Consider the following 23,397-nt stretch of genomic DNA (forward strand, 5'->3'; position numbering starts at 1 on the left):
GACGAGCTACCTGACTGCTCCACCCCGCAGTGAAAGGGTTGTTTTATTATAAGGTCAACCCTATAGAGAGTCAATTGTCGTGTCGGGAATGCTCGTCATTAAGGGGAATCACGATTTCGCCTTCTTTGGCGACCTTGAACGTGGAGCGGATCAAACCCTCCACGTAGGTGGGGTCCGAGGCCAGACGCTGCTGCTCAGCGAGCAACTGCTCCTGCTGTTTTGACAGCTCGGCCAGGCGACGGTCGAGGCGGTGCTCAAGCCAATAGAGGCGGATGAGGTGGTAGGTGTTGGGCCCGAACACGAGCGCGATGAGCCCAACCGCAATCGCGAACGTCGTCGGATGCTTCTTCATCATGTGCGACGGGTGAGCGGCCACTGCCTGCCCGCATAGACCGCCCGCTTGCCCAACGCTTCTTCAATGCGGAGCAACTCATTGTACTTCGCGATCCGCTCGCTGCGCGACAACGACCCGGTTTTAATCTGCCCGGCATTGGTGGCCACGGCCAAATGCGCAATCGTCACGTCTTCGGTCTCACCGGAGCGATGCGAAATGATCGTGCCGTACTTGGCCTGCTTCGCCATGGCGATCGCCTCGAGGGTTTCTGTCAGCGTGCCGATTTGATTAACTTTGATCAGGATGGCATTGGCCGCCTGCTCTCGAATCCCCCGCTTCAGCCGCTCCGTATTCGTCACGAACAGATCATCCCCCACTAATTGCACCCGCCCGCCGAGCTGTGTGTTGAGCGCGCGCCATCCGGCCCAGTCATCTTCGCCCAAGCCATCCTCGATGGAGACGAGCGGATATTTCGACGCCCATTGCTCGTATTGGCGGATCAAGTCATCCGCGGAGACCGGTCTTGTCGGCGCACTCTTCATGAGTGTGTACGTGCCGGTCTGGCCCCATTCATTGGCCGCACAGTCGAGGGCCAGCATGATGTGCTTGCCAGGCGTGTAACCGGCCTGCTCAATGGCCTGCATCAGCAGTTGGATGGCTTCTTCATTCGACGTCAGATTCGGCGCAAAGCCGCCTTCATCGCCGACCGCCGTGGCGTCCTTACGGCCCTTGAGCACCTGCTTGAGTGTCGCAAAGACTTCCGCGCCCATCCGCAGCGCCTCCGCAAAGGTGGCCGCGCCGATGGGCATGATCATGAACTCTTGGATATCGAGCGTGTTATCCGCGTGAGCTCCGCCATTGACGATGTTCATCTGTGGAATCGGCAGCACGCGCGCTTTGGCCCCACCCAGCGAACGATACAGCGGAAGACCGCGAGACGTCGCCACCGCCTTAGCTGCGGCGAGCGAGACTCCGAGGATCGCATTCGCCCCAAGCTGCGACTTATTTGGCGTGCCGTCCAGCTCGCACAGCCGCTGATCCAGCGTGGCTTGCTGTGCGGCATCGAATCCTTTCAGCGACTTCGCCACCGGGCCGTGCACATTCGCCACGGCTTGGCGCACCCCTTTGCCGCCAAAACGTTTGTCCGCGGTATCGCGCAATTCGAGCGCCTCATGGCTGCCGGTGGAGGCCCCTGAGGGCACCGCCGCGCGGCCCAGCGAACCGTCGGAGAGGAGGACATCGACTTCGATGGTGGGTTGCCCGCGGGAATCCAGGATTTCGCGGGCATGCAACGAGGTGATGCGCGTTGAGGTGCGGGCGGCTGTCATAGAGGAAGGCCTCCTGCCTAATCGTGTGGTCAGCAGCGCGGTTGACGACATGGGGGAATTATACCACACGCTTGAGTCTTGGGGCTGAGGTCTGTAGAATGGCCGCATGGCAAAACTCGATAAGTGGCATTACTTGAAGACGCGCGTGAGCTGGATCATTGTCGCCCTGCTCGTTGGGCCGATGGCCATTTTCGCTTTTTGGCAGCCGTCGCAAGGCGCGCACGCCGGGGTGATCTTCGGCGTGAAAATCTCCTCGGACGATTTCCAGGCGGCCTACCGCCAGGCCCAACGGCAGTGGGAGGCGCAATTACGCAGCCTGCCTGAATCGGTGCGCGACCGGTTCAATCCCAGCGAGGAGCAGCTCACACGCATGGCGTGGGATCAGCTCATCCTGATCCAGGAAACCAAACGCCGGCGCATCCGGATCGGCAACCAGGAGCTGCTCACCGCGCTCAAGCAGGATCCCAGTTTCCAGAGCCAGGGGCGATTCGACCGCGTGCTCTACGTGCAGGTGCTGCTAGCGCTGAACACCTCGCCGGAAGCCTACGAGCAGCAGCTCCGAAATCAATTGGCGGTCAAAATGCTCATCGACGGCGCGCTCAGCGAGGTCGCCGTCACCGATGAGGAGCTCGCCATCGCTTACCGGGCCGAGCACGAAGGGCTGCGCGCGAGCCTCTTCGTGTTCCCGACGGAGCGTTTCACCGCCTCCGTCACGCTGACTGATGAGGAGGTGAAGGCGCATTACGACGCCCACCCGGAGCTCGCTCAGGTGCCGGAGCAGCTGAGCCTTGAGGTCATCGGCGCTTCCCGCGAGGATCTCATGGCGCAGACAACCGTTGAGGAGGCCGGCGTCAGCGCCTTTAACGCGGCGCACCCGGGGCAATTCGCCACCCCGGAGGAGGCGCGCCGAGCGCTGATCACGCGCGACGTGGATCGGCAGCTCAACGCCTTCGCCATCGACTTGGAGGATGGCGTCAACGCCAAACGCGCCTTTGAGGAGATCGCCGCGCGCGCCCGCCTCACGCCGGTATCGTTCGGCCCGATGGCAGCGGGCGAAACGCCGGCATCCGGAGGACTGGATCCTGCGGTCCTTGAGCGCGCGCGGAAACTGTCCGCCGGCGAGGTGAGCGGCCTCATTGAAACCGAGCGCGGCGTGTGGGTGGTCCGGGTGACCCAACGGCAACCCTCCCGCTTGCGGCCGCTTGAGGAAGTGGCGACGACCATCCGCGAGCAGCTGACGATCGAGCGCGCGAAGGCGCAGGCGAAGGACGCCGCGTCGGCGTGGCTGGCGAACGCCAAGGCGCAACACGCCGCCGGCTGGCGGTATGAAGAAGTTTTCGCCACCGCCACCGACGGGGTAGCCCCCATCGCGTCAACATTGAGCCGCGCGGGCGATATCGCGCCCATGGGATCCAACCCGGCGGTCAATGATGCCGCGTTTCGCGCCCCGCTGGGCGAGCTGACCGAGCCGCTCGACGCACCCAGGGGCTACGTGGTGATCCGCCCCGAAGAGCGGCTGCCGGCGGACGAATCGAAATTCTCCGATGCGGAGCCAACGCTCCGGGAGGCCCTGTTGACGAAGAAGAGAAACGAGCGGTTCGAAACGTGGATGGCGGATCTGCGAACGCACGCGAAGCTGAAGAGTGTTGCGGCAACGCCCCTTTCCCCGGCCCGTTAGGCGGCGCAGGAGAGCGCCGGCGACCAGGTGTCCTCGGAAAAGTCAAACGGCTTAGTGATATAGGCGCGAGCGCCAAGTCGAGCGGCTTGCTCGCGGACGTCATCGCTATCAACCGCGGTCACCATGATGACGTGCGTCCGTGGATGCGCCTCGCGGATTTTCCTGAGCACCTCAATGCCGGAGAGCCCCGGCAGCATCACGTCCACCAGCACCACCTCAGGATGCTCGACCTGAAGTTTTTCGACCGCCTCTTCCCCGCTATAGGCTGATGCCACCGAGAAACCTTTTGAGCTAAAAAATTGCTGGAGACAGTCGTTGATATCGACTTCATCCTCCACAATCAGCATGCTCGGCATCATCCGCATCCTCCGAAAACATCAACGGGCTGCTGAAGGCCTTCCTTCGGCAGCCCGGCGTTCCTCTCGCGGCGTCTGACACCATCGGTATCTCCCACCGCGCAGGACCCTTAGCTTTGCGCCCTCACGTTACCGTGAGTTTGCCTTTGTCGTCTCGCAGTTTTTTAAACCTTTGCTCTAGAACACATAAACTGTACCATGGAAACGCGCGTGCCGTCAAGAGTTCCCGACACACTACTTTTTGGCTTTGACCGCCAGCAGATCATTCAGTTCCCTCATAAACTGCTCGACATCCTTAAATTCGCGGTACACCGACGCAAATCTCACATAGGCCACAGGATCCAGCGAATGGAGCTTCTTCATGACCCGCTCGCCGATCTCCCGAGAGGAGACTTCCCGCTCAAACTGCTGGGAGATTTCCCGCTCCACCGCATCGACCAGCCCCTCGAGCTGATCCATGCTGACGGAGCGCTTCTCGCACGCCTTCACCAAACCGGCGAGCAGCTTATGCCGGTCGAAGGGCTCGCGGCGGCCGTCTTTCTTGACCACCATCAGCGGCTGCTCCTCGACATGCTCATAGGTGGTGAAGCGCTTAGCACAGCTTAGGCACTCCCGGCGGCGGCGGATCGCGACCCCGTCAGAGCTCGCCCGCGAATCGACGACTTTATCTTCTTGATGTCCGCAGAAGGGGCATTTCATTGACGCAATTCAGGATACAGCGGAAACCGCTCGGCCAGCACGCTGACCTTCTTCGCCACCGCCGCAAGGGCCGCCGGGTCCTGCCGGTGCATCAGCGCCTCATCAATCAGGGCGGCGATCTCGTTCATCTCGGCTTCGCGCATGCCGCGGGTCGTCACGGCCGGCGTGCCCAGGCGGATCCCGCTGGCTTTGCCCGGCGGCAGCGGATCAAACGGAATCGCGTTTTTGTTGACGGTAATCTTGGCCGCATCCAGCGTTTCCTGCGCCTCTTTGCCAGTCAGCCGCTTCGGGGTCAGATCCACCAGCATCAAGTGATTGTCCGTGCCGCCGGAGACGATCCGGTAGCCGCGCGCTTGCATCGCGGCGGCAAGCGTTCTGGCATTCGCGACCACCTGGCGCTGATACATCGTAAACTCAGGCGCCATGGCCTCCTGAAAGCAGACGGCTTTGGCCGCGACGACGTGCATCAGCGGCCCGCCCTGATTGCCGGGGAAATTCGCCGAATCAATCGCTTTCGCGTATTGGGAGCGGCATAAGATAAAGCCTCCGCGCGGCCCGCGCAGCGTCTTGTGCGTCGTCGATGTCACGAAATCGGCGTGGGGCACGGGGTTGGGATACACACCGGCCGCCACCAGGCCGGCAAAGTGGGCCATGTCGACGAGCAGGAGCGCTCCGACGGCATCCGCGATCTTGCGGAATCGCCCAAAATCCAGCACCCGCGGATACGCGGAGTAGCCGGCCAAGATGAGTTTCGGCTTGTGCTGCTCGGCGAGGGCGGCGATCTCGTCATAGTTGATTTGCTCGGTCTGCTGGTCAACCCCGTAGGGGACAATCGTGAAAAATCTCCCAGAGAAATTTTTGGGGTGCCCGTGCGACAAATGGCCTCCGTGGGCGAGGCTCATCGCCAAGATGGTGTCTCCTGGCTGCAGCATCGCGTAGAACACGGTGATGTTCGCCTGCGTGCCCGAATGCGGCTGCACATTGGCATGCTCAGCCCCGAAGAGGGTTTTGACGCGCTCAATGGCGAGCCGCTCGGCGATATCGACGAATTCGCAGCCGCCGTACCAGCGAGCACCCGGATAGCCTTCGGCGTATTTATTCGTCATGACGCTGCCCTGCGCTTCCATCACGGCAAGGCTCGTGAAATTCTCCGAGGCGATCAGCTCCAGATGCTCATGCTGCCGCCGAGCTTCTTTCCGAATCGCCTCGTAAATCTCTGGATCGACGCGCTGCAATGAAGACATGGTCATCTGGTGATATTTCGCTGCGGTCTGCTGTCTGCTGTCTGCTGTCTGCATACCTTCCTCTCAATCGCCGCAATTTGCTTCACTCGCCGCTCATGCCGCCCGCCCGCCTCAAACGGCGTGGCGAGCCAAACCTGGGTGATCTTCTTCGCCTGGGCCTCGCTGAGCTTCTCCGCTCCCAGCACGAGGACGTTCGCATCGTTGTGCGCGCGAGCGCGCTGCGCATCGAACCCATCGCCGCACACGCCGGCGCGTACCCCCGGGACTTTGTTGGCCACGACCGCAATGCCGATGCCGGATTTGCACAGCAGGATGCCTCGATCAAACGTCCCCTCGGCGACGGCGAAGGCGACCTTAGAGCCAATCCGCGGATAGTCGCATGGCTCAGCCGAGTGCGTGCCCAAGTCAGCCACGACGAGCCCTTGCGCTTGAAGCATGGCCACGAGCTTCGCCTTCAACGCAAAGCCGCCATGATCCGCCCCAATCGCAATGTGGAGCGTTCGCTCCCCCTTGAGCCTTGAGCCTTGAGCCTTGAGCGGTCTAGCTGCGCGGGACATCGGTCAAGGATTTGGCGATCCGGTCAACGGCTTCGCGAATTTCCGCAAAACAGACTTCATACACTTCCAGCGGCTTGCCGATCGGATCCGGAATGCCTGGGCTTCCCATCAACACACCAGGAGGCACTCCATACGGCTTGAGCAGGTGCACCTTGTGAGCCGCCGGGGGAAAGCGGCGGACCACCTCATCGGCGTGCAGCCGTTCCATCACGAAAATGAGATCCGCAGCCTCGACCTGCTCGGCGGCCAGGCCGCGGGCTCGATGGTGCGAGGCGTCGACGCCAACGGCTTGCAGCACATTGAGGGTTTCCCGCGTAGCACTCATCCCTTCAATCGCAAAGATGCCGGCGGAGTCCACCTGCACATCCTGGCGGCCGAGGCGGGTGAGTGCTTGCTGCATCAACCCCTGGGCCATCACGCTGCGGCAGCTATTGCCGGTGCACACAAAGAGCAGATGCTGCGCGCTCATCAGCACTGCGTTGGTCCGATAACTTTGAGAAGGTCCTCCTTGGCGATCGCCCCCTCTCGACGGAGGACCAGCCGCCCTTCCACGATTTCGACCACGGTCGACTCGCGCCCTAAGCGCGTCGGCCCGGCATCGAGGATGCAATCAATATCCCCGTCAAGGGCGGCGAGCACTTCTTTGGCATCCGTCGGAGGCGGGGAGCCGGAGCGATTAGCGCTTGGGGCCGCCACCGGCACACCGCACGTTTTCAAAAATGCCTGGGCGATGGGGTGATCCGGCAGGCGGAATCCGATGATCTTGCCGTCGTTGGCCGGCATCACGATCGTCAAGGGACCGGGCCAGTATCGCTGCATCAACTGCTCGGCCAGCGGCGGCACGGCCGCCACATGCTGCCGCATCTGCTCGATGCTGTGCACGTGCCATGAATACGGTTTGTCCGGCGGACGGCCCTTGACCTGATTCAACCGGTCAATCGCCTTGGGATTGGTGAGATCCGCCGCAAGACCGTAGACGGTTTCCGTCGGAAACGAGACGAGCCCTCCGCCGCGCAAGATCTGCGCGGCCTCCGCGATGGCCGCGGGATCCGGGGCGTCTCCCATAACACTGAAGAGGCGCGGCGGCGTTTTCATCTCCGAGGAGCGGCTCCCAGTTTCCGGTCCGCCTCCTGCACCCCGACGGCTAACCGCTCCTTATAGGCGGCGAGGGCGCGCTGGAGCCGCGCATCGTGCAACGCCAAGCATTGGACTGCGAGGACCGCGGCGTTGGCGGCGCTGTCGATGGCGACCGTGGCCACCGGAACGCCCTTGGGCATCTGCACCGTCGAGAGCAAACTGTCGAGGCCCTTGAGGCTCTTGCTCTCAATGGGCACGCCGATGACGGGCAAGATCGTGTGCGCGGCCGCCACCCCGGCGAGGTGCGCCGCGCCCCCCGCGCCCGCAATAATGATGCAAACACCGCGCGCCGCGGCCATGCTCACATACCGCCGCACCAGCTCGGGACTGCGATGCGCGGAATGCACATGGGCTTCCCACCCGACCCCAAAGCTCTCGAGGGTCTTCGCCGCCTGCTCCATCACCGGCCAATCCGAATCCGAACCCATGAGGATACCGACGACCGGTTTCGACGTCGTGAGTCGGTGAGTCGGCGAGTGGGCGAGTGGGGGCGTCTTCTGTTTGGGCATGGTCACTTACTCACTGCCTTTGGTAGCGCTCGGTACGCAATGTCCTTGCGATACTGCATCCCGTCAAATGAGATGCCGGCGATGACATCATAGGCGCGCTTGACCGCGGTTTCCAGATCGGCCCCGAGTGCCACGACATTGAGAATGCGCCCGCCCCAGCTGATGTAGCGGTTGCGATCTTTTTTCGTGCCGGCATGAAAGAGCATGACGTCGCGTCGGCCTTTGAACTTGTCCAGCCCGCGGAGCTCTTTGCCGATCTGCGGATCGCCGGGATAGCCGCCGGCCGCCAGCACGACGCACACGCAGCTGCCAGGCTCCCAGGCAAGCTGCGCCGTCGAGAGCCTCCCTTCAACGGCCTCATCAAGCAGCGGCACGAGGTCCGACTTCAGCAGCGGGAGGATCGCCTGCACCTCTGGATCGCCGAATCGCACGTTGTATTCCAGAACCTTCGGCCCATCGCTCGTCAGCATGAGGCCAGCGTATAAGACGCCCTTGAAGTGCCAGCCCTCGCTTGCCATCGCGCGAATGGTCGGCTGGATGATCGTCTCCATCACCTGTTTCGCGAGCGCTGAGTCCATGATGGGGGCTGGCGCATACGCCCCCATGCCGCCGGTATTCGGGCCCTTGTCGCCATCGTGCAGCCGCTTATGATCCTGCGCCGGCAGCAGCGGCAGCGCCGTCACGCCATCGGTGATGACAATCATCGAGACTTCTTCACCCACGAGCCGCTCCTCGATCACGATGCGTTCGCCGGCCGATTTGAAAATTTTATCCTCCATGCACAAATCGATCGCCCCAAGCGCCTCGCCGAGCGTGCTGCACACGAAGGTGCCTTTGCCGCTGCAGAGCCCATCGGCTTTCACGACGATCGGCGCACCCAGCTGCTTGACATAGGCGCGCGCGGAAGGCGCGTCATCGAAGACGGCAAATTGGCCGGTGGGAATGTGGTGCTTCTTCATGAGGTTCTTCGCGAACGCCTTGCTGGATTCCAGGCGCGTCGCGGCCTTCATGGGGCCGAAGATGCGCAAGCCGCGCTTGTCAAACAGGTCCACGATGCCTTTGGCGAGCGCGGCTTCAGGCCCCACGATGGTCAGATCGATATCTTTGCTCTCGGCGAATTCGGCCAGCGACTCGATATCTTCGGCGCCGATGTCGACGAGCTCCGCCAAATCGCCGATGCCGCCGTTGCCGGGCGCGCAAAAGAGCTGGCTCACCTCCGGCGACTGGCTCAGCTTCCAGATCAGCGCGTGCTCGCGCCCTCCCGATCCAACAACGAGTACCTTCATCGACGAATGCCTCCAATGATCCATGCTTCAATGCCAGCCTGATCCATCAAACGGATCACAGGCCCCGCCTGATCGGCGGGGCAAGCCAGCGCCATGCCAATGCCCATGTTAAACGTCCCCATCATATCATTCAGCGAGAGCGCGCCGGCGTCCTGAATCGCCTGGAAGACCGGGGGGACGCGCCATGCGCCGTCAAACAGTTCCGCGCGCAACGACGGCTGCCGAGCGGCCAGGCTCGGAATCCGCCGGGCTAAGCCTCCCCCCGTGATATGCGCGATCGCGTGAATCGAAATCGTGCGCCGCGCCGCCAGCACCGGCTTGACGTAAATCGTCGTCGGGGCCAGCAGCGTCTCGGCGCGCCGCTTCAGTTCGGCCGCGGTGAAGACCTTGCGCACGAGCGAAAATCCGTTGGCGTGCACGCCGGAAGATGCCAGCCCGACAATCACGTCACCGGCGCGAACGCCTGAGCCGTCGATGAGCTTGCGGCGCTCAACCGCGCCCACACAAAATCCGGCCACATCATACTCGCCATCACGGTAGACGCCGGGCATCTCCGCCGTCTCGCCACCCAGCAACGCGCAGCCGCTTTGCCGGCAACCCGCCACGAGGCCCTTGACGACTTGGCTCATGATTCTCGGTTGCAACCGGCCGATGGCGATGTAATCGAGAAAAAAGAGCGGGGTCGCGCCATACACCAGCACATCATTCACGTTCATCGCCACGCAATCGATGCCGATGCCTTCATGCCGCCCGATGAGTTGCGCGACCTTGAGCTTCGTGCCCACCCCATCGGTCGATGAGACCAAAATCGGATCGCGTAATTTGAGATCGGCGAGACGAAACAATCCAGCGAATTGCCCCCGATCCGGCAGCACGCCGCGCCGCGGGGTTGAGCGAATGAGCGGCCGCATGCGCGCAAGCCACCGGTCTGTGCCCTCCACATTCACACCAGCCTTACGATATGTGATCATCAACCACCACAACCCTGTCCGGCATGCTTCTCAAGCGCAAATTTATCGCCCTCGCCGCCGAAGGGGATCGGATAATTCCCGCTCCAACACGCCGTGCAGTAGTTATTGGACTCTCTCACCGCACTGCGCAATCCCTCGAGGGACAAATACCCCAGGCTGCTGACGCCAATGAACTTCGTGATCTCCTCAAGCGACATCCGGTTGGCGATCAGCTCCTTCTTGGTGGGAAAGTCGATTCCGTAGAAGCAGGAGTGCTTCGTCGGCGGGCAGCTCACGCGCAGGTGGATCTCCTTCGCACCCACCTCCCATAAACTTTTGACGCGCGCTTTCGTGGTCGTCCCCCGCACGATGGAATCATCGACGATGATGATGCGCCTGCCCTTCACAATCTCGCGGATCGGATTGAATTTCACTTTCACTTTCAGGTCCCGGATCTCCTGCGATGGCTGGATAAACGTGCGGCCGACATAGTGGTTGCGGATCATGCCGATCACGTAGGGAATCTTCGACTCCAAGCTGTAGCCGAGGGCGGCGAAATTTCCCGAGTCGGGAATCGGCATGACCAAATCCGCCTCGACCGGGTACTCGCGCGCGAGCTGGCGCCCCAGATTGATGCGCACCTGCTGGACGCTTTCGCTGAAGACGATCGAATCCGGCCGCGAAAAATAGACTTGCTCAAACATGCAGTGCGAGAGCTTCGTCGGCTGATCCTTAAACGGCCGCAGCGAGCGCAACCCGCTCGAGCCGATGATGACGATTTCGCCAGGCTCCACCTCGCGCACGAACTTCGCTCCGATGATATCCAGCGCGCACGTTTCTGAGGCCAGGACGTAGGACCGATTCAGCCGGCCGATGCACAGCGGACGGAAGCCGTTCGGGTCGCGCGCGCCGATCAACTCTTTCTCGGTGAGAAATAGCAGCGAAAACGCCCCCTTGAGCAGCCGCAGACACTCCACGAGATCGTCATCGAGCTCTTTGTTGGTGGCCCGGGCGAGCAGATGCAAAATGATCTCGCTGTCGACGGTCGTTTGAAAAATCGAGCCGTTGGCTTCGAGTTGCTGCCGCAGCTCATACGCATTGACCAGGTTGCCGTTGTGCGCTACCGCGAGCTGCCCCTTGGAGCAGGTCACCACGATCGGCTGCGAATTGCGCAGCGTGCTGGAGCCGGTCGTGGAGTAGCGCGTATGCCCGATGGCCAAGCGCCCAGGCAGGTTGTGCAGGATGGCCTCATCGAACACCTCGGAGACCAAGCCCATCTCTTTATGCGAGCGCATCGCCTTGCCATCGTAGGTCACGATGCCGGCCGCTTCTTCGCCGCGGTGCTGCAGCGAATACAGCCCGAGATACGTCAGCCGCGCCGCCTCTCGGTGGCCGTAGATGCCGAAGAGCCCGCAATAATGTTTCACGTTATCGTCCATAGCCGTTTCCAGGCGATCTCAGATATGAAATGACCATTTCATATCTGATATCGTTCTTGGTTACCTCAATGCTGAGTGCCAGGCAGTTGACAGTTCATCGACTGGCAGATCGATCCAGGGGTGGAGCATGAGGCGGGAGCCGCCCACGCGGCCGATCACCGCAAACGGAACCTTGTGACGCTGGGCCAGCTGTTCCAAGAGCTCGAGGTGATGCCGAGCGCAACTTACCACGATCCGGCCTGCTGATTCTCCGAACAACAGCGCATCCGCACGAAGTGGCCGGGTGGCCGGGTGGCCGGGTGACCAGGATATCGTCGCGCCAATCAGGCGGTTTCCGTCCATGATGCAAGACTCTGCCACTGCGACAGCTAATCCTCCCTCAGAGCAATCGTGGGCTGATTTGAGAAGGCCCCGAGAGGCGGTCTCCACCATGAACTGTTGAAGCGCATACTCCGCCTTCAAATCAACTTTCGGCGGCCTCCCTAATTTCTTCCTATGAATGACTGCAAGGTACTCGCTCCCTCCTATTGCTTCCCGCGTTTCGCCGAAAAGGACAATGACGTCTCCCTCGTTCTTGAAAGTCGCCGTCAGAGGCTTCAGGCCACTTGGCCACTTGGCCACTTGGCCACCGATCAGTCCGATCATCCCAATGACAGGCGTTGGATCAATCGCCCCACGCGGACCTTCATTGTATAAGCTGACGTTGCCGCCGGTCACCGGCGTGCCAAAGGCCTTGCAGGCGTCGCTGATGCCGCGCACGCACTCTTTGAATTGCCACATGATTTCCGGATCCTGCGGATTGCCGAAGTTGAGGCAGTCGGTAATCGCTAGCGGCTTCGCTCCCACGCAGGCCAGATTGCGCGCCGCCTCAGCGACCGCAAGCTTGCCTCCCTCATATGGGTCGAGATAGCAGTAGCGGCCATTGCCATCTGTGGTCGCCGCTAAGAAGTTCTCGCTGCCCTTGAGGCGCAGCACCGCCGCATCGGCCCGGCCCGGCAGCACCGCGGTGTTCGTTTGCACCATGTGGTCATAGCGCTCATACACCGGCGACTTATCCGCGATCGTCGGTGAGGCGAGCAGCGTCAAGAGCGCCTGGTTGTAATCGCTTGGCTCTTTGAGGCTCCGCACCGAGAGCCGCTGAACCTTGGACAGATACCGCGGCCGCCGGATCGGCCGGTGATAGATCGGTGCTCCATCAGTCAGCGCTGAGACCAGAATATCGGCGACCAGCTCTTGGCCGTCATAGACTCGCATGCGTCCGGTGTTCGTCACGCGGCCAATATCAACCGCGTTGAGCCCCCATTTCGCAAAAATCTTTTTGACAGCCGCTTCTCGTCCGCGCCTCGCCACGAGTAACATGCGTTCCTGTGACTCTGAGAGCATGACTTCATACGGCGTCATCCCCGCTTCGCGGCGCGGCACCTTGGCCACATCGATCTCAATACCGGTCCCGCCGCGAGACGGCATCTCGCACGTCGAACAGGTAAGACCAGCCGCTCCCATATCTTGGATGCCGACGACATCGCCCGCCGCCAATGCTTCCAGCGTCGCCTCGATCAAGCATTTCTCGGTGAATGGGTCGCCGATTTGCACCGCCGGCCGGTCCGCTTCGCTGCCGTCGGTCAGCTCGCGCGAGGCAAAACTGGCTCCGCCCAGCCCATCCCGGCCGGTGGAAGAGCCAACATAGATCACCGGATTGCCGATGCCCTTGGCCGCCCCATGCGCAATCTCGCCTTTGCGCACCAAGCCGATGCACATCACGTTGACGAGCGGATTGTCGCGATACGTTTCGTCGAAGTAGATTTCCCCGCCCACCGTCGGAACTCCGACAGAGTTGCCATAGTCGCTGATGCCTTTGACGACCCCCTCGAGCAAGAATCGGCTGCGAGCATCGGATAGCGGCCCGAACCGCAGAGAATCAAACAACGCAATCGGCCGCGCCCCCATCGTGAAGATGTCGCGGATGATGCCGCCGACCCCGGTCGCGGCTCCCTGCACCGGCTCCACCGCCGAGGGATGGTTATGCGACTCAACCTTGAACGCCACGCCGAGGCCATGGCCAATATCGACAACGCCGGCATTTTCTTTGCCGGCTGAAACCAAAATGCGTTTGCCCTTCGTCGGCATCGTCTTCAAATACGGTTTTGAGCTGCAATATGAGCAGTGCTCGCTATGCATGACGCCAAAGATGCCGACCTCAGTCACCGTCGGCTGCCGACCCAACGCTTTCACAATCTGCGCGTAGTGCTCTTCTGTCAGGTTGTGCGACTTGGCGACCCGTTTTAAGAGTGAAACAGATCCGGGTTGCGGCTGGGAGCTAGAAGCTGGGAGCTGGGTTGTTCTCTTTCTCCTAGCTTCCAGCTTCCAGCTTCTAGCCACGTTTGTTTGCCGTTCCAATACCGCGCTAGGCATTCGCGTACGCCTCGATCATCGATTCAAAAATTAGACGGCCATCGGCAGAGCCGAGAATCTCTTCTGACGCACGTTCAGGATGCGGCATCAGACCCATCACGTTGCCGCGCGCATTCGTGATGCCGGCGATGAAATCGGTTGAGCCATTCGGATTCGCCGACTCGATCAGCCGCCCGTCGTCGTCGCAGTAGCGGAACACGACCTGCTTCTTGATCGTCGGCAGCAGTTTGGCTTCTACCGTATAGCGGCCCTCGTTATGCGCAATCGGCATCCGCACCACTTGCCCCGGCTGGAACCGATTCGTAAAGGGCGTGTCGGTGCGCTCAACACGCAGCGTCACAAACTTGCAGATGAATCGCAGCCCGGTGTTGTTCAGCATCGCCCCAGGCAGCAGCCCGGCCTCCAGCAAAATCTGAAAGCCGTTGCAAATCCCGATGACCAGCCCGCCCTGGTGCGCGAAGGCGCTCACCGACTTCATGATCGGCGAAAACCGCGCGATCGCCCCGGTGCGCAGGTAATCGCCGTAGCTGAACCCGCCCGGCAGCACGATCGCCTCGCATCCTTTGAGCGACGTCTCCTCATGCCACAGTGTCGTCACTGGCTGTTGCACGACGTCGCGCAGGGCATCGACACAGTCCTGATCGCAATTGGACCCCGGAAACACCACGACTCCGAATTTCATTGCTTAATGCGCTCGGCGCGCGGCATAGGCGAACGCCAGGAAATAGCCTCGCCACGACGCGTCCGTCGACCCATAGCTATTCGCTCCGGAAAAAAAGTCCACCAACGCCTCTCTGACCCGTGCCACTTCTCTGCGCTGAGTTGGCCTCTCCGTGCTCCCCAAGGTCAGATCGAGCAATTCGAGTGCTCGTTCAAAGGCTCGCTGAGCATACCCGGGATTATTTTTCGTCCGCCAGTTCAGCGCGCGCTCCACTTCGCTGGCCACATTGGCCATCTGCTCAAGAAATGTGAAGGTCTTCCAGCGTCCGGCCGCAAGTGTTGCGTGCCGGAAACTCATGGGGCGATCCTCTTCGCAACGATCTCGGTGATGTGTGCGCGGACGGCTTCGTCCTCGACCCCGCGGCTTCGATTCCCTTGAGAGGGTTTCATATTGATCATGGAATCAAACTCGATGAATTCGGCCCCTGCCAATTCCGGATACAAATTGATGCCCCATAAATCCCGTTGCTGCGAGCCATCTTCAAGGAGCAGCGCTTCCAAATCGGAGTGTAGCTCGGCGTCAATCGCGACCAGCCCACGCTCAACATCCACGACCGCCTTCACCATGTCGCCAAACCTTCCGGCAGCCAGCTCTTGGAGTTTCTCGCGTTTCAGTGCGTCTCTGACAATGAGCATGCCGCTTCCGCCGTAAACTTAAAAGGGCCTGGCCTTATGCACCTAAATCTTTTTCATATTCATAGATCTTGACCACGTGCTTCGTGGGACCGGCCTGGCAATCGCCTTCCTGATGAATGAGCATATCCACCACCACCTGATCGCCCCGCGCCTTCACAGAATTAATGATGGCCGAATCGCCAAGATAGACTGATTGGCGATGGACCAAGTATTTGCCATCATTGATCAAAAACGCCAAGAATCGCTCATCATCGCTGCCGCCTTGGCTTTCGGTAATGACGACGGCCGCGTCAGTAAGACCGTCATGGTTGAAATCGCCATACACGTAGCGCCCTCCATAATCCATGGACACATGGGCGATACCATACCAAAGAACACCATGACCGTTGACCAACGTGATTTTGTCTGCAAGGTAAGGACAGGTGGTTCGATACGTCATGTTTCCGAAGAGCTTGTTCGCTGCAGCTCTTGATTGGTAGCCAAGAAACACCATGATGCTCAACATGGCAGACAAGATGAGGGCGGGTGCTTTCGTCAATCGCATATGAAGACCGGCTTTCCATCAATCGTTCGCCAATGTCCATCGCTGCAGCGGCCCTTGCGGTTGCTGACTTTTTTCTGCTTCAGCGCTTTGTTCGCCAGCGACTTTTCAGCAAACTCAGCTTCGTAGGCCGGCACCATTTCGAGGTAACGCCGAATTTCTTCTGCTTTGTCTGGCGTCGCGTGGGCAGCCTCAAGAAATCGCTCAACATCGCCCCATAACTCAGGATCATTCCCTGCCTGTTCAGCGAGATGCTGCGCGGTTGCAATGCGACCTTCACCAGCGTTATAGGCTGCGAGACTGAACTTTTTCCGCTCCAAAACGCTCCTGACAGGAATCGTCTCGATTCCTTTCAATCTGGTCTTCTCACCAAACATGGTGTCGAGATCTTTCAAGTACCGCGCCGCTGCAGAAGAGGCGTAGTGAATATCAAAGCGTTGATCATTGTTCTTCGATACGCTTAAGCCGTACCGTGTGGCCGCATCAGGCTTCAAGTGAAAGTGGCCGACCGCTTCAGAAGAACCTCGCGTCCCCATCATGGTCCCAAAACTGCTCTCCTTGCCATGCACAGCCTCGAGGGTATTCACGGTGAGACGATCATCAGCATTAAAATATCTCGAAGCGGTTTCCAACGCTTTGCGTATTTGAGAAGTCTCTCATTCAAGCCAGTGATCCACATTGGACACGGGTTGTCTTGTCTTGGTTGGTCGTGAAGGAACCGGGCGCTTTGCCCGTGTGTTACGTGAGATCACCGCGTTATCCATTCCTGCCGCCCTGATCGCCATTCGACCCCGGAAACACCACCACCCCGAACTTCATCTCACTCTTAAATCTTAATTATCGACATGTGATGTAACATGGGACGCCTTCAGGCTCTGGCGCTCCCACCGCTGACTGAACCTCTGTATTCGCAGTACACCGGGATTTTGGTGGATATTTATTCAGACACCACGGACAAGTTTCAAGCATTCCTCCAAATACTATTCCTTCTACCTTGGCTTCCTCCGGTGAAAGAGGATGGGTTTTGAGACATCGTTGGCACTCATCAAACAATACGCCGCAAGGTTCCCCTACTATGGCCTCACATTCGTTCTGACATGCAATTTCGCATGTACTTGGTCTGCAGGTCTTGCTGAGCATGACCATTCGGTCTCCTACAAAAGACTTCTCAGGTTCTTCTGCTTCACTTCTTGCTAAATTCCAAAAAAGTCCCAACGCAGCCAGAAGAAGTAACCCCCCGTGGTATCTTAACGACACAATATCTTTTTTCCCGCAGTCCATCATCTGTAGCCGCTCCGCGGTTTTCGTTTTTCAAGTTTCTTCACGTCAACGCGGTCCTGAGGGCGACCCGAGGCTTGTTTGCTTTTGATCAGCTCATCCAACCCGATAAACCAGACCCGTCGTTTGCCGTAGAGTCCCTGCCGACGATGTCTCCAAATTTCTGAAAACGTGCTTCCCTTAACGGACGTCAACAAATCGACGCGAAGAGGTTCATAGCCCAATTGCACGATTTGCCCTGCTGTGGTTAAATCGTGAGCTGTAATATTGAGTGCTCCGAAGCCAAAATCCCTTAGAGCGTTAAGAATCTTCTTAGCGTTCTCCTCTGACGGCTCAATGAGCAAATCCATGTCTTTGGTATATCGTGGGATGGCGTGATAGGCGACCGCGAACGCCCCCACGAGACAGTAGCGGACCTTATGCTTGTTGAATGACCCTAATAACTCTTCGAAGTCTCGTTCCGCCATGACCTGTTTTCTTGATTTTCCGAGCGATCTGCCGCAGCCAGCTCACGGTTTCCACGCGCTCCTTGGCTGACATGGCCTGATAATATCGCTGGTCAAACCGCTCCGCGTCCTCAAACGACTTGGCTTTGTGCACCCAAACCTTCTTCATGCCTTACTCCAACTCGATATCAGATATGAAATGCCCATTTCATATCTGATATTGCCAAGGCGGGGCCATATCAGATATCAAAAGGCCTTTTCATATCTGATATCGTTCTTACTTAGCGATCTCCACGCGATAGGTTTCAACGATGGGATTCGCCAGGAGTTTGTGGCACATGCGCTCGACCTCTTTCTTGGCTGCGGCGGCGGTGCCGTTGTTGAGCTCAATCTCCAGATATTTGCCCACGCGGACGTCGTTGATGCCTTTGAAATTCAGATGTTCCAGCGCGGTTTTGATCGTCTTGCCTTGCGCGTCGAGTAAACCTGGCTTGAGTGTAATGCAAATCTTAGCCTTCATCCAAAAGCTCCATTGTCTCGTTCCAAGTTTCAGGTTTAAGGTTTCAGGTTAGGCTCGGTGATCAACGTGAAACCTGAAACTTGAAACCTGAAACTAACGTTGCGCGGTTGACTGGGAAGTGTCACCGACGACGCGGCGGACGACTTCGTGGTACGCTTCCTCGATGCTGCCAAGATCACGGCGGAAGCGGTCCTTGTCGAGCTTCCGGCGCGTGCCTTGCTCCCACAGGCGCATCGTATCCGGCGAAATTTCATCGGCCAGGACGATCTGCGCCGTGGGCTTGCCGTTGGTGCCGATCAGTCGTCCGAACTCCAGTTTGAAATCGACCAGGTCGATCTGCCGCTGGCTAAAAAATTGCTTCAGCGCCTCGTTGACCTTGAACGACTGCTCGCGGATGTGCGCCAGCTCCTGCGCCGTAGCCCAGCCCATCGCCAAGATATGATCGTCGTTGATGAGCGGATCGCCCAACGCATCGCTCTTGTAGTGCCACTCAAACACCGGAGATTTCAGCACGATACCTTCGTCGATGCCCAGCATCTTGGCCATGCCACCGGCCGTGATGTTGCGGATGGTCACCTCCAGCGGCACGATCTCCACCCGACGCACCAGCATCCCGCGGTCATCGAGCTGCTTCACAAAATGGGTCTTAATGCCGCGGCCTTCCAGATAGGTGAAGAGCGTGGCGGAAATTTTGTTGTTACACACACCCTTATCCATGATGGTGCCGCGCTTCTGGGCGTTGAAGGCGGTGGCATCGTCCTTGAAATACTGGATGACCTGTGTGGGATCCTCGGTGGCATAGAGGATCTTGGCTTTGCCTTCGTAGAGCTTCTCACCTTGTTTGATCATCGCTCGGCTCCTGAGGTAGTTCAGATGGCGGAATCGGAGTCGCCATCGTCGGCAGCGGGTTCAAGGTGTATGACCAGGCGCGCCGATCGCGAATGGGAAACGGCAGCAGCTCCATCGCCAGATCGAATGGGATCCAGAAATAGAAGGGTGAGCGGATGAACTTGGTCTCCTGGATGCGCTCATACCCGTCCTTGCGAAGGATCAGCCGATGCGAACCGTACCAGATGAAGTCATACGTCACCGGGCTTTCCCCTTTCAACTCATCGTTGACATAGACCATGGCGCCTGGCGGCTCGGTGGTGATTGTCAGCGACCGGCGGATGCAGCCTGACGACAGGATCCCGCACAAGACAAGCGATATCAGATATCGAATTCGATATCTGATATCGATCTGGCTCATAGCCCCACCCGTTTGAAGATCAGGTTGACATAGCGCAAATGCCGGCGAGGATCGAGGCATCGACGAATCTCCGCTGAGGAAAGCCGACGACGAATCTGAGGATCCTTGGCTAAGGCGTCTACGAAATTGTCTCCATCGCGCCACGCGGCCAGGGCGTTGCGCTGCACGAGCTCATACGCCGGCTGGCGCGAGAGCCCCTTGCGCATCAAGGCCAGCAGCACTTGGCCGGAATAGACGACCCCGCGCGTGCTCTGCAGATTTTCGCGCATCCGATCTGGGTGCACGACCAGCCCGTCGATCACCTTGGTCATCGTCTGGAGCATGTAATCGAGCGTAATCGTCGCATCCGGCAGAATCACCCGCTCAACCGAGGAGTGGCTGATGTCCCGCTCATGCCACAGCGTGATGTTTTCCATCGCCGCAAGCTGATAGCCGCGCAACAGGCGGCTCATGCCTGTGATGCGCTCGCAGGTGATGGGATTTTTCTTGTGCGGCATCGCCGAGGAGCCTTTTTGCCCGTGGCCGAATGGCTCTTCAGCCTCGCCCACCTCGGTGCGCTGCAAGTGCCGAATCTCCGTCGAGAGCTTCTCCAGGCTCGCCCCGATCAAGGCCAGGGTGTTGAGATAATCGGCGTGCAGATCGCGCTGCACGATTTGCGTGGAAATGGGTGCCGGGCGCAGCCCCAGTTTGGCGCACACATACCGCTCCACCGAGGGATCGACGTTGGCAAAGGTGCCCACCGCCCCGGAAATTTTTCCGACGCTGACCGCCTCTCCGGCGCGCTCAAGACGCGCGAGGTGCCGTCGAAACTCATCGTAAAACATCGCCACCTTGAGGCCGAAACTCGTCGGCTCCGCGTGGATCCCATGCGTGCGGCCGATCATCAACGTATGCTTGTGGCGGCGTGCTTGTTTCGCCAGCGATGACTGCAAGACCTTAAGATCCGCCAACAGCAGCGCATTCGCCTCGCGCAGCAACGCGGCCAGCGAGGTGTCCAGCACGTCGCTGGACGTCAACCCAAAGTGCAGGTACCGGCCGTAGGCGCCGACATGGTTTTCCAGGTGTTCGATGAAGGCGATAACGTCGTGTTGAGTCTTGGCTTCTTTGTGGGAAATCCCGGCGGCACTCACGCGCGCTTTGCGGCGGATGGCCTCAACGGCGGATCTAGGCACGATGCCGAGGCGCGATTGCGCTTCCAGGACGTAGAGCTCCACATCGAGCATCACCTTCAAGCGATGCTCATCGCTCCACACAGTCCCCATCACTGGCAACGTATAGCGTGGAATCATTCGTCGCTCAACCTCAACATATCGTAGGTGACGGTAGCATGGACTACTGCTGGTGGTAGGATACGATCAGGCACTGCCGCCGGCCAGGAAGGCGTGACCAGCGGACAAGCGTTGCTTTGGATAGTCGGCGTGGGTGTCGTGCACACAGAAATGCCTTCAAGAAGATTATTATAGCGAAGAACGGCGGCGTTCGCAACCTCAGCGAGGAGAGCGGTTGATCAGATAGCCGGAGGGGGTCACGTAGACGGATTGGGTAATGCCTGGCTCGACATAGACGTAGGCTGAGGAGCCGTAGACCGCCTCGATGAAGGGCAGCAGCGGCTTGATCCAGTAGAGCAGCTCCCAAACCCAGTCGGCGTTCGGGGTCAGCTCATAGACCGTCGGAAACCGGGCGCGCTGTGTGGCTGGATCAGAAAATTGGCCGCTGATGAGGCGCGGCCGATGATAGCTGGGCACGCCGAGCGCGGTCAGCCAGGGATGCCATTTGACGATGCCGCCGGAAATCACCCACTGATCCCCGTGCAGCCGAGCCGTGTGCCGCTGCAACGGCGAGGCGGCAGGGACATAGGTCAGGTCAAACGCTTCGGCGGAGAGTGGTTGGGTCGTCACGGTGCCAACCAGCGTTTCCGACGAAAACGCCTGCAGCGCATGCAACGCAGCGAACAGGGCGGCCGCGAGCAGCAGGATGACGATGATCACGGTCGTGACGAGTGCCCGCTGAATCGCGCGCAGCATCATCTCACCAGATGATCAGGCGTTTCATGGCGCCCCAATACAATCGCAGCAGCGGGTTCGCCACCCAATGCAGCAGGCCGTGATCGATGGCGGAAAAATCCACCACTCCGGAGAAGTGCCGGACGATTTCGGCGTCATTTCGACGGCGACATCGAGCCATCTCTCTGCGCCGGTGCAAGATGACGCGCCACGTCGCCGGCCTGACAAAATGGAGGAGAAGCCACACGCGAGCCTTGAGCCGCCCATGCAGCAGCCAGTAAACGCTCATCACCAGCTCAGCCATGATCCAGCACGGCAGGATGACGAGGAGCGTGCGGAGGCGCAGCAAGGTGAGCATGGCCATCCATCGGTTGCGGTCGAGATAGTACAAGAACGGTGCATGCATCTTGAAATGATATTTATGATAGCACAGCGACGACTCAGCGATTCCGATGCTAAACCCGGCGAGCCGCGCGCGCCAGCAAAATTCCACATCCTCGTAATACATGAAATATTCCTCGCGAAACCGTCCCACAGCCTCAAACACGCCGCGTTTCACGAGCATGGCCGCCCCGCTCACACAATCAACCGCCGCGGGCATTGGGCAGGCGGCGGCCGGCTGCCCGTAGCCTTGACAGTACGCGTAGCCTAAAAAGTGGATGCGGTTGCCCAGCGTATTGATCCGATCGGTGCCGTGCAGCAAAATCTTCGACTGCAGAATGTGCAGATCCGGACGGCGCTCGGCCATCGCCATGAGCTGAGCCAGCCATTGGGCATCGACAACCGTGTCCATGTTCAGCAGGACGATGTGATCGAATCCTTCGGTGAGCGCCACGCTGATGGCGGTGTTGTTGCCTCCGCTCCAGCCGGCGTTGTCCGCATTGGCCAGCAGCCGAGCGGTCGGCGCGATTTGCTGGATGCGGGCGCGCTGGGCCGGCGTGCCGCCGTTATCGACGATAAAAACCGTGAACTGCTCGCCCGGATAGGTTTGCCGCAACAAGCTCTCATAACAGGGCGCGAGGTAGGTGTCCGCGTACTGCTGGTGGTTGACGAGAATCACCGCGACACTCGACGGCCGCTGCGGAGGCATCAAACGCTCGGGGGCTGGACCGGCTCGACCAGCGATGGCCGCGGCTGGCGGCAAACCGCGATCAAATACTCCGGCGCTTGCCACGGCCGAATGGGTGCCACGGCATAGCGGACTGCTGGCGACCAGACCAGCCGCGGGAGTTTCCGCAGCTGATTGGCCCGGACCGCGGCCCTTGCCCCAAGCCGTTTGGCGATCCACTCCAACCGGTTGACGGATCGCACCGACAAGGGGCTTTGCCCGTACAATTCAATGGCGTGAAACGCGCCTTGCAGCGCCGAGATGAATTCATCCGGAGTGTATTCCCGCACATGGAATGGATTCCAAGGATGCTGCGCCATCGGCGTGCCGGGATTGGTGACCGTGCGATTGGGCGTTGAGCAAATGAACAGGCCATCGGGTGTCAGCACGCGCAACACCTCCGCCAAATAGCCTCGCTCGGACGGCACATGCTCAATGGTTTCCAACGACACGTAGACATCAATGGTGTGGCGCACAATGGGGAGCATGGTCGCGGAAGCGGTGTGATAGCTCACGGCGGCTTCCGCTGAACGCCCCCGGGTATCGACCGCGGCTTCGGATGACACATCGATCGCCTGGACGGAGCGCGCTGCGGCTTGCGCCAACGCCACCGCGCCTCGGCCATCCCCGCAGGCGCAATCCACCACCTGCTTACCTCGCACATATTGTGCGGCAAACGCGTAGCGGGCCGCATGCTCATGGCGAACCCAGGGAGGCACCCAGGCCGTGGCCGTGAGTCGTTCGATCATCCCACCCCCTGCGTGTTGGCCGCTGGCCGGTTTCGCCTCGCTCGATCCCTCTTTCGCCTCGTGCGAGGCGAAACGGGCTGCCGAAGGCAGCCCCACGCAGGGGGTGATAGCATGAAAACGCTGGGTCGCTTGAACGCTGTCATACTGGCACCAACCGACAGGAGGTGCCGCGATGACATCCATCGCAGTGAACACGGTGATCGGGATGGACATTGGAC

General features: G+C 59.9%; 28 protein-coding genes and 1 riboswitch. Of the genes, 1 reads left to right on the forward strand and 27 read right to left on the reverse strand.

What is annotated here, in order from left to right; translation table 11 throughout:
- Positions 1–70 precede the first annotated feature (70 nt).
- Together HY737_06755 and eno are read right to left on the reverse strand one after the other, a co-directional pair.
- The gene (locus HY737_06755) at positions 71–352 is read right to left on the reverse strand and encodes a septum formation initiator family protein (protein MBI4598077.1); all 282 of its coding nucleotides are present in this window, start codon (positions 350–352) and stop codon (positions 71–73) included.
- A complete protein-coding gene (eno, locus tag HY737_06760) occupies positions 352–1,662 on the reverse strand; it encodes a phosphopyruvate hydratase (GenBank protein ID MBI4598078.1) in 1,311 nt (436 codons plus the stop codon). Before eno ends, HY737_06755 begins: the two co-directional genes overlap by 1 nt.
- 106 nt (positions 1,663–1,768) lie before the next feature.
- Between eno and HY737_06765 the strand changes: the two genes are divergently transcribed.
- Entirely contained in the window at positions 1,769–3,340 is a 1,572-nt protein-coding gene (locus HY737_06765) for a peptidyl-prolyl cis-trans isomerase (GenBank protein MBI4598079.1), read from the forward strand.
- Here HY737_06765 and HY737_06770 read toward each other — a convergent pair.
- The 25 genes from HY737_06770 to HY737_06890 form a co-directional block, all read right to left on the reverse strand.
- Complete coding sequence (locus HY737_06770; GenBank protein ID MBI4598080.1) at positions 3,337–3,699, reverse strand: response regulator; 363 nt, start codon at positions 3,697–3,699, stop codon at positions 3,337–3,339. The two genes, HY737_06765 and HY737_06770, sit on opposite strands and share 4 nt — an antisense overlap.
- Before the next feature lie 42 nt (positions 3,700–3,741).
- Positions 3,742–3,851, reverse strand: a riboswitch (cyclic di-GMP riboswitch).
- Positions 3,852–3,930: 79 nt separating this feature from the next.
- A complete protein-coding gene (gene nrdR / locus HY737_06775) occupies positions 3,931–4,395 on the reverse strand; it encodes a transcriptional repressor NrdR (protein ID MBI4598081.1) in 465 nt (154 codons plus the stop codon).
- Positions 4,392–5,639, reverse strand: coding sequence for a serine hydroxymethyltransferase (locus HY737_06780; protein ID MBI4598082.1), 1,248 nt, complete (start codon positions 5,637–5,639; stop codon positions 4,392–4,394). The genes nrdR and HY737_06780 overlap by 4 nt, the downstream gene beginning before the upstream one ends.
- 2 nt (positions 5,640–5,641) lie before the next feature.
- Positions 5,642–6,196 carry a ribose 5-phosphate isomerase B gene (gene rpiB / locus HY737_06785; protein ID MBI4598083.1) on the reverse strand — a complete coding sequence of 185 codons (555 nt, stop codon included), beginning with the start codon at positions 6,194–6,196 and terminating at the stop codon, positions 5,642–5,644.
- Positions 6,180–6,665 (reverse strand): low molecular weight protein arginine phosphatase, encoded by a 486-nt coding sequence (locus tag HY737_06790; GenBank protein ID MBI4598084.1) that lies wholly within the window; start codon positions 6,663–6,665, stop codon positions 6,180–6,182. The genes rpiB and HY737_06790 overlap by 17 nt, the downstream gene beginning before the upstream one ends.
- Positions 6,665–7,291 (reverse strand): threonylcarbamoyl-AMP synthase, encoded by a 627-nt coding sequence (locus tag HY737_06795; GenBank protein MBI4598085.1) that lies wholly within the window; start codon positions 7,289–7,291, stop codon positions 6,665–6,667. The genes HY737_06790 and HY737_06795 overlap by 1 nt, the downstream gene beginning before the upstream one ends.
- On the reverse strand, positions 7,288–7,842 hold the full coding sequence (purE, locus tag HY737_06800) for a 5-(carboxyamino)imidazole ribonucleotide mutase (protein MBI4598086.1): 555 nt from the start codon (positions 7,840–7,842) through the stop codon (positions 7,288–7,290). Before purE ends, HY737_06795 begins: the two co-directional genes overlap by 4 nt.
- Positions 7,843–7,844: 2 nt before the next feature.
- A complete protein-coding gene (gene purD / locus HY737_06805) occupies positions 7,845–9,128 on the reverse strand; it encodes a phosphoribosylamine--glycine ligase (protein ID MBI4598087.1) in 1,284 nt (427 codons plus the stop codon).
- Positions 9,125–10,099 (reverse strand): phosphoribosylformylglycinamidine cyclo-ligase, encoded by a 975-nt coding sequence (locus tag HY737_06810; GenBank protein ID MBI4598088.1) that lies wholly within the window; start codon positions 10,097–10,099, stop codon positions 9,125–9,127. The genes purD and HY737_06810 overlap by 4 nt, the downstream gene beginning before the upstream one ends.
- Positions 10,099–11,517 carry an amidophosphoribosyltransferase gene (locus HY737_06815; GenBank protein ID MBI4598089.1) on the reverse strand — a complete coding sequence of 473 codons (1,419 nt, stop codon included), beginning with the start codon at positions 11,515–11,517 and terminating at the stop codon, positions 10,099–10,101. Before HY737_06815 ends, HY737_06810 begins: the two co-directional genes overlap by 1 nt.
- A 60-nt stretch (positions 11,518–11,577) precedes the next feature.
- A complete protein-coding gene (purL, locus tag HY737_06820) occupies positions 11,578–13,929 on the reverse strand; it encodes a phosphoribosylformylglycinamidine synthase subunit PurL (protein MBI4598090.1) in 2,352 nt (783 codons plus the stop codon).
- Entirely contained in the window at positions 13,922–14,611 is a 690-nt protein-coding gene (gene purQ, locus HY737_06825; GenBank protein MBI4598091.1) for a phosphoribosylformylglycinamidine synthase subunit PurQ, read from the reverse strand. The genes purL and purQ overlap by 8 nt, the downstream gene beginning before the upstream one ends.
- 3 nt (positions 14,612–14,614) lie before the next feature.
- Positions 14,615–14,947 (reverse strand): hypothetical protein, encoded by a 333-nt coding sequence (locus tag HY737_06830; GenBank protein MBI4598092.1) that lies wholly within the window; start codon positions 14,945–14,947, stop codon positions 14,615–14,617.
- A complete protein-coding gene (locus HY737_06835; GenBank protein MBI4598093.1) occupies positions 14,944–15,285 on the reverse strand; it encodes a hypothetical protein in 342 nt (113 codons plus the stop codon). Before HY737_06835 ends, HY737_06830 begins: the two co-directional genes overlap by 4 nt.
- Positions 15,286–15,319: 34 nt before the next feature.
- Positions 15,320–15,829, reverse strand: a complete 510-nt coding sequence (locus HY737_06840) for a hypothetical protein (protein ID MBI4598094.1) — start codon at positions 15,827–15,829, stop codon at positions 15,320–15,322.
- Complete coding sequence (locus HY737_06845; protein ID MBI4598095.1) at positions 15,820–16,413, reverse strand: transglycosylase SLT domain-containing protein; 594 nt, start codon at positions 16,411–16,413, stop codon at positions 15,820–15,822. Before HY737_06845 ends, HY737_06840 begins: the two co-directional genes overlap by 10 nt.
- Positions 16,414–17,106: 693 nt before the next feature.
- The gene (locus tag HY737_06850) at positions 17,107–17,571 is read right to left on the reverse strand and encodes a nucleotidyl transferase AbiEii/AbiGii toxin family protein (protein MBI4598096.1); all 465 of its coding nucleotides are present in this window, start codon (positions 17,569–17,571) and stop codon (positions 17,107–17,109) included.
- On the reverse strand, positions 17,522–17,719 hold the full coding sequence (locus HY737_06855; protein MBI4598097.1) for a hypothetical protein: 198 nt from the start codon (positions 17,717–17,719) through the stop codon (positions 17,522–17,524). The genes HY737_06850 and HY737_06855 overlap by 50 nt, the downstream gene beginning before the upstream one ends.
- A 108-nt stretch (positions 17,720–17,827) precedes the next feature.
- Complete coding sequence (purS, locus tag HY737_06860) at positions 17,828–18,070, reverse strand: phosphoribosylformylglycinamidine synthase subunit PurS (protein MBI4598098.1); 243 nt, start codon at positions 18,068–18,070, stop codon at positions 17,828–17,830.
- Between the two features lie 93 nt (positions 18,071–18,163).
- Complete coding sequence (locus tag HY737_06865; GenBank protein ID MBI4598099.1) at positions 18,164–18,916, reverse strand: phosphoribosylaminoimidazolesuccinocarboxamide synthase; 753 nt, start codon at positions 18,914–18,916, stop codon at positions 18,164–18,166.
- A complete protein-coding gene (locus HY737_06870) occupies positions 18,903–19,319 on the reverse strand; it encodes a PEGA domain-containing protein (GenBank protein MBI4598100.1) in 417 nt (138 codons plus the stop codon). The genes HY737_06865 and HY737_06870 overlap by 14 nt, the downstream gene beginning before the upstream one ends.
- Positions 19,316–20,608, reverse strand: coding sequence for an adenylosuccinate lyase (locus HY737_06875; GenBank protein ID MBI4598101.1), 1,293 nt, complete (start codon positions 20,606–20,608; stop codon positions 19,316–19,318). The genes HY737_06870 and HY737_06875 overlap by 4 nt, the downstream gene beginning before the upstream one ends.
- 198 nt (positions 20,609–20,806) lie before the next feature.
- A complete protein-coding gene (locus tag HY737_06880) occupies positions 20,807–21,343 on the reverse strand; it encodes a hypothetical protein (protein ID MBI4598102.1) in 537 nt (178 codons plus the stop codon).
- 4 nt (positions 21,344–21,347) lie between these two features.
- Positions 21,348–22,412 carry a glycosyltransferase family 2 protein gene (locus HY737_06885; GenBank protein ID MBI4598103.1) on the reverse strand — a complete coding sequence of 355 codons (1,065 nt, stop codon included), beginning with the start codon at positions 22,410–22,412 and terminating at the stop codon, positions 21,348–21,350.
- On the reverse strand, positions 22,412–23,397 hold a 986-nt coding region (locus tag HY737_06890), incomplete at its 5' end, for a class I SAM-dependent methyltransferase (protein MBI4598104.1). The genes HY737_06890 and HY737_06885, both read right to left, overlap by 1 nt.

This window comes from Candidatus Omnitrophota bacterium, assembly GCA_016209275.1.
Classification (GTDB): Bacteria; Omnitrophota; Gorgyraeia; order Aquiviventales; family Aquiviventaceae; genus JACQWM01.

Excerpts from the sequence above, each read along its gene's own strand:
- HY737_06755 (MBI4598077.1), bottom strand. The coding sequence starts at position 352 with ATGAAGAAGCATCCGACGACGTTCGCGATTGCGGTTGGGCTCATCGCG.
- eno (MBI4598078.1), bottom strand. The coding sequence starts at position 1,662 with ATGACAGCCGCCCGCACCTCAACGCGCATCACCTCGTTGCATGCCCGC.
- HY737_06765 (MBI4598079.1), top strand. The coding sequence starts at position 1,769 with ATGGCAAAACTCGATAAGTGGCATTACTTGAAGACGCGCGTGAGCTGG.
- HY737_06770 (MBI4598080.1), bottom strand. The coding sequence starts at position 3,699 with ATGATGCCGAGCATGCTGATTGTGGAGGATGAAGTCGATATCAACGAC.
- nrdR (MBI4598081.1), bottom strand. The coding sequence starts at position 4,395 with ATGAAATGCCCCTTCTGCGGACATCAAGAAGATAAAGTCGTCGATTCG.
- HY737_06780 (MBI4598082.1), bottom strand. The coding sequence starts at position 5,639 with ATGTCTTCATTGCAGCGCGTCGATCCAGAGATTTACGAGGCGATTCGG.
- rpiB (MBI4598083.1), bottom strand. The coding sequence starts at position 6,196 with ATGTCCCGCGCAGCTAGACCGCTCAAGGCTCAAGGCTCAAGGCTCAAG.
- HY737_06790 (MBI4598084.1), bottom strand. The coding sequence starts at position 6,665 with ATGAGCGCGCAGCATCTGCTCTTTGTGTGCACCGGCAATAGCTGCCGC.
- HY737_06795 (MBI4598085.1), bottom strand. The coding sequence starts at position 7,291 with ATGAAAACGCCGCCGCGCCTCTTCAGTGTTATGGGAGACGCCCCGGAT.
- purE (MBI4598086.1), bottom strand. The coding sequence starts at position 7,842 with ATGCCCAAACAGAAGACGCCCCCACTCGCCCACTCGCCGACTCACCGA.
- purD (MBI4598087.1), bottom strand. The coding sequence starts at position 9,128 with ATGAAGGTACTCGTTGTTGGATCGGGAGGGCGCGAGCACGCGCTGATC.
- HY737_06810 (MBI4598088.1), bottom strand. The coding sequence starts at position 10,099 with ATGATCACATATCGTAAGGCTGGTGTGAATGTGGAGGGCACAGACCGG.
- HY737_06815 (MBI4598089.1), bottom strand. The coding sequence starts at position 11,517 with ATGGACGATAACGTGAAACATTATTGCGGGCTCTTCGGCATCTACGGC.
- purL (MBI4598090.1), bottom strand. The coding sequence starts at position 13,929 with ATGCCTAGCGCGGTATTGGAACGGCAAACAAACGTGGCTAGAAGCTGG.
- purQ (MBI4598091.1), bottom strand. The coding sequence starts at position 14,611 with ATGAAATTCGGAGTCGTGGTGTTTCCGGGGTCCAATTGCGATCAGGAC.
- HY737_06830 (MBI4598092.1), bottom strand. The coding sequence starts at position 14,947 with ATGAGTTTCCGGCACGCAACACTTGCGGCCGGACGCTGGAAGACCTTC.
- HY737_06835 (MBI4598093.1), bottom strand. The coding sequence starts at position 15,285 with ATGCTCATTGTCAGAGACGCACTGAAACGCGAGAAACTCCAAGAGCTG.
- HY737_06840 (MBI4598094.1), bottom strand. The coding sequence starts at position 15,829 with ATGCGATTGACGAAAGCACCCGCCCTCATCTTGTCTGCCATGTTGAGC.
- HY737_06850 (MBI4598096.1), bottom strand. The coding sequence starts at position 17,571 with ATGGCGGAACGAGACTTCGAAGAGTTATTAGGGTCATTCAACAAGCAT.
- HY737_06855 (MBI4598097.1), bottom strand. The coding sequence starts at position 17,719 with ATGAAGAAGGTTTGGGTGCACAAAGCCAAGTCGTTTGAGGACGCGGAG.
- purS (MBI4598098.1), bottom strand. The coding sequence starts at position 18,070 with ATGAAGGCTAAGATTTGCATTACACTCAAGCCAGGTTTACTCGACGCG.
- HY737_06870 (MBI4598100.1), bottom strand. The coding sequence starts at position 19,319 with ATGAGCCAGATCGATATCAGATATCGAATTCGATATCTGATATCGCTT.
- HY737_06875 (MBI4598101.1), bottom strand. The coding sequence starts at position 20,608 with ATGATTCCACGCTATACGTTGCCAGTGATGGGGACTGTGTGGAGCGAT.
- HY737_06880 (MBI4598102.1), bottom strand. The coding sequence starts at position 21,343 with ATGCTGCGCGCGATTCAGCGGGCACTCGTCACGACCGTGATCATCGTC.
- HY737_06885 (MBI4598103.1), bottom strand. The coding sequence starts at position 22,412 with ATGCCTCCGCAGCGGCCGTCGAGTGTCGCGGTGATTCTCGTCAACCAC.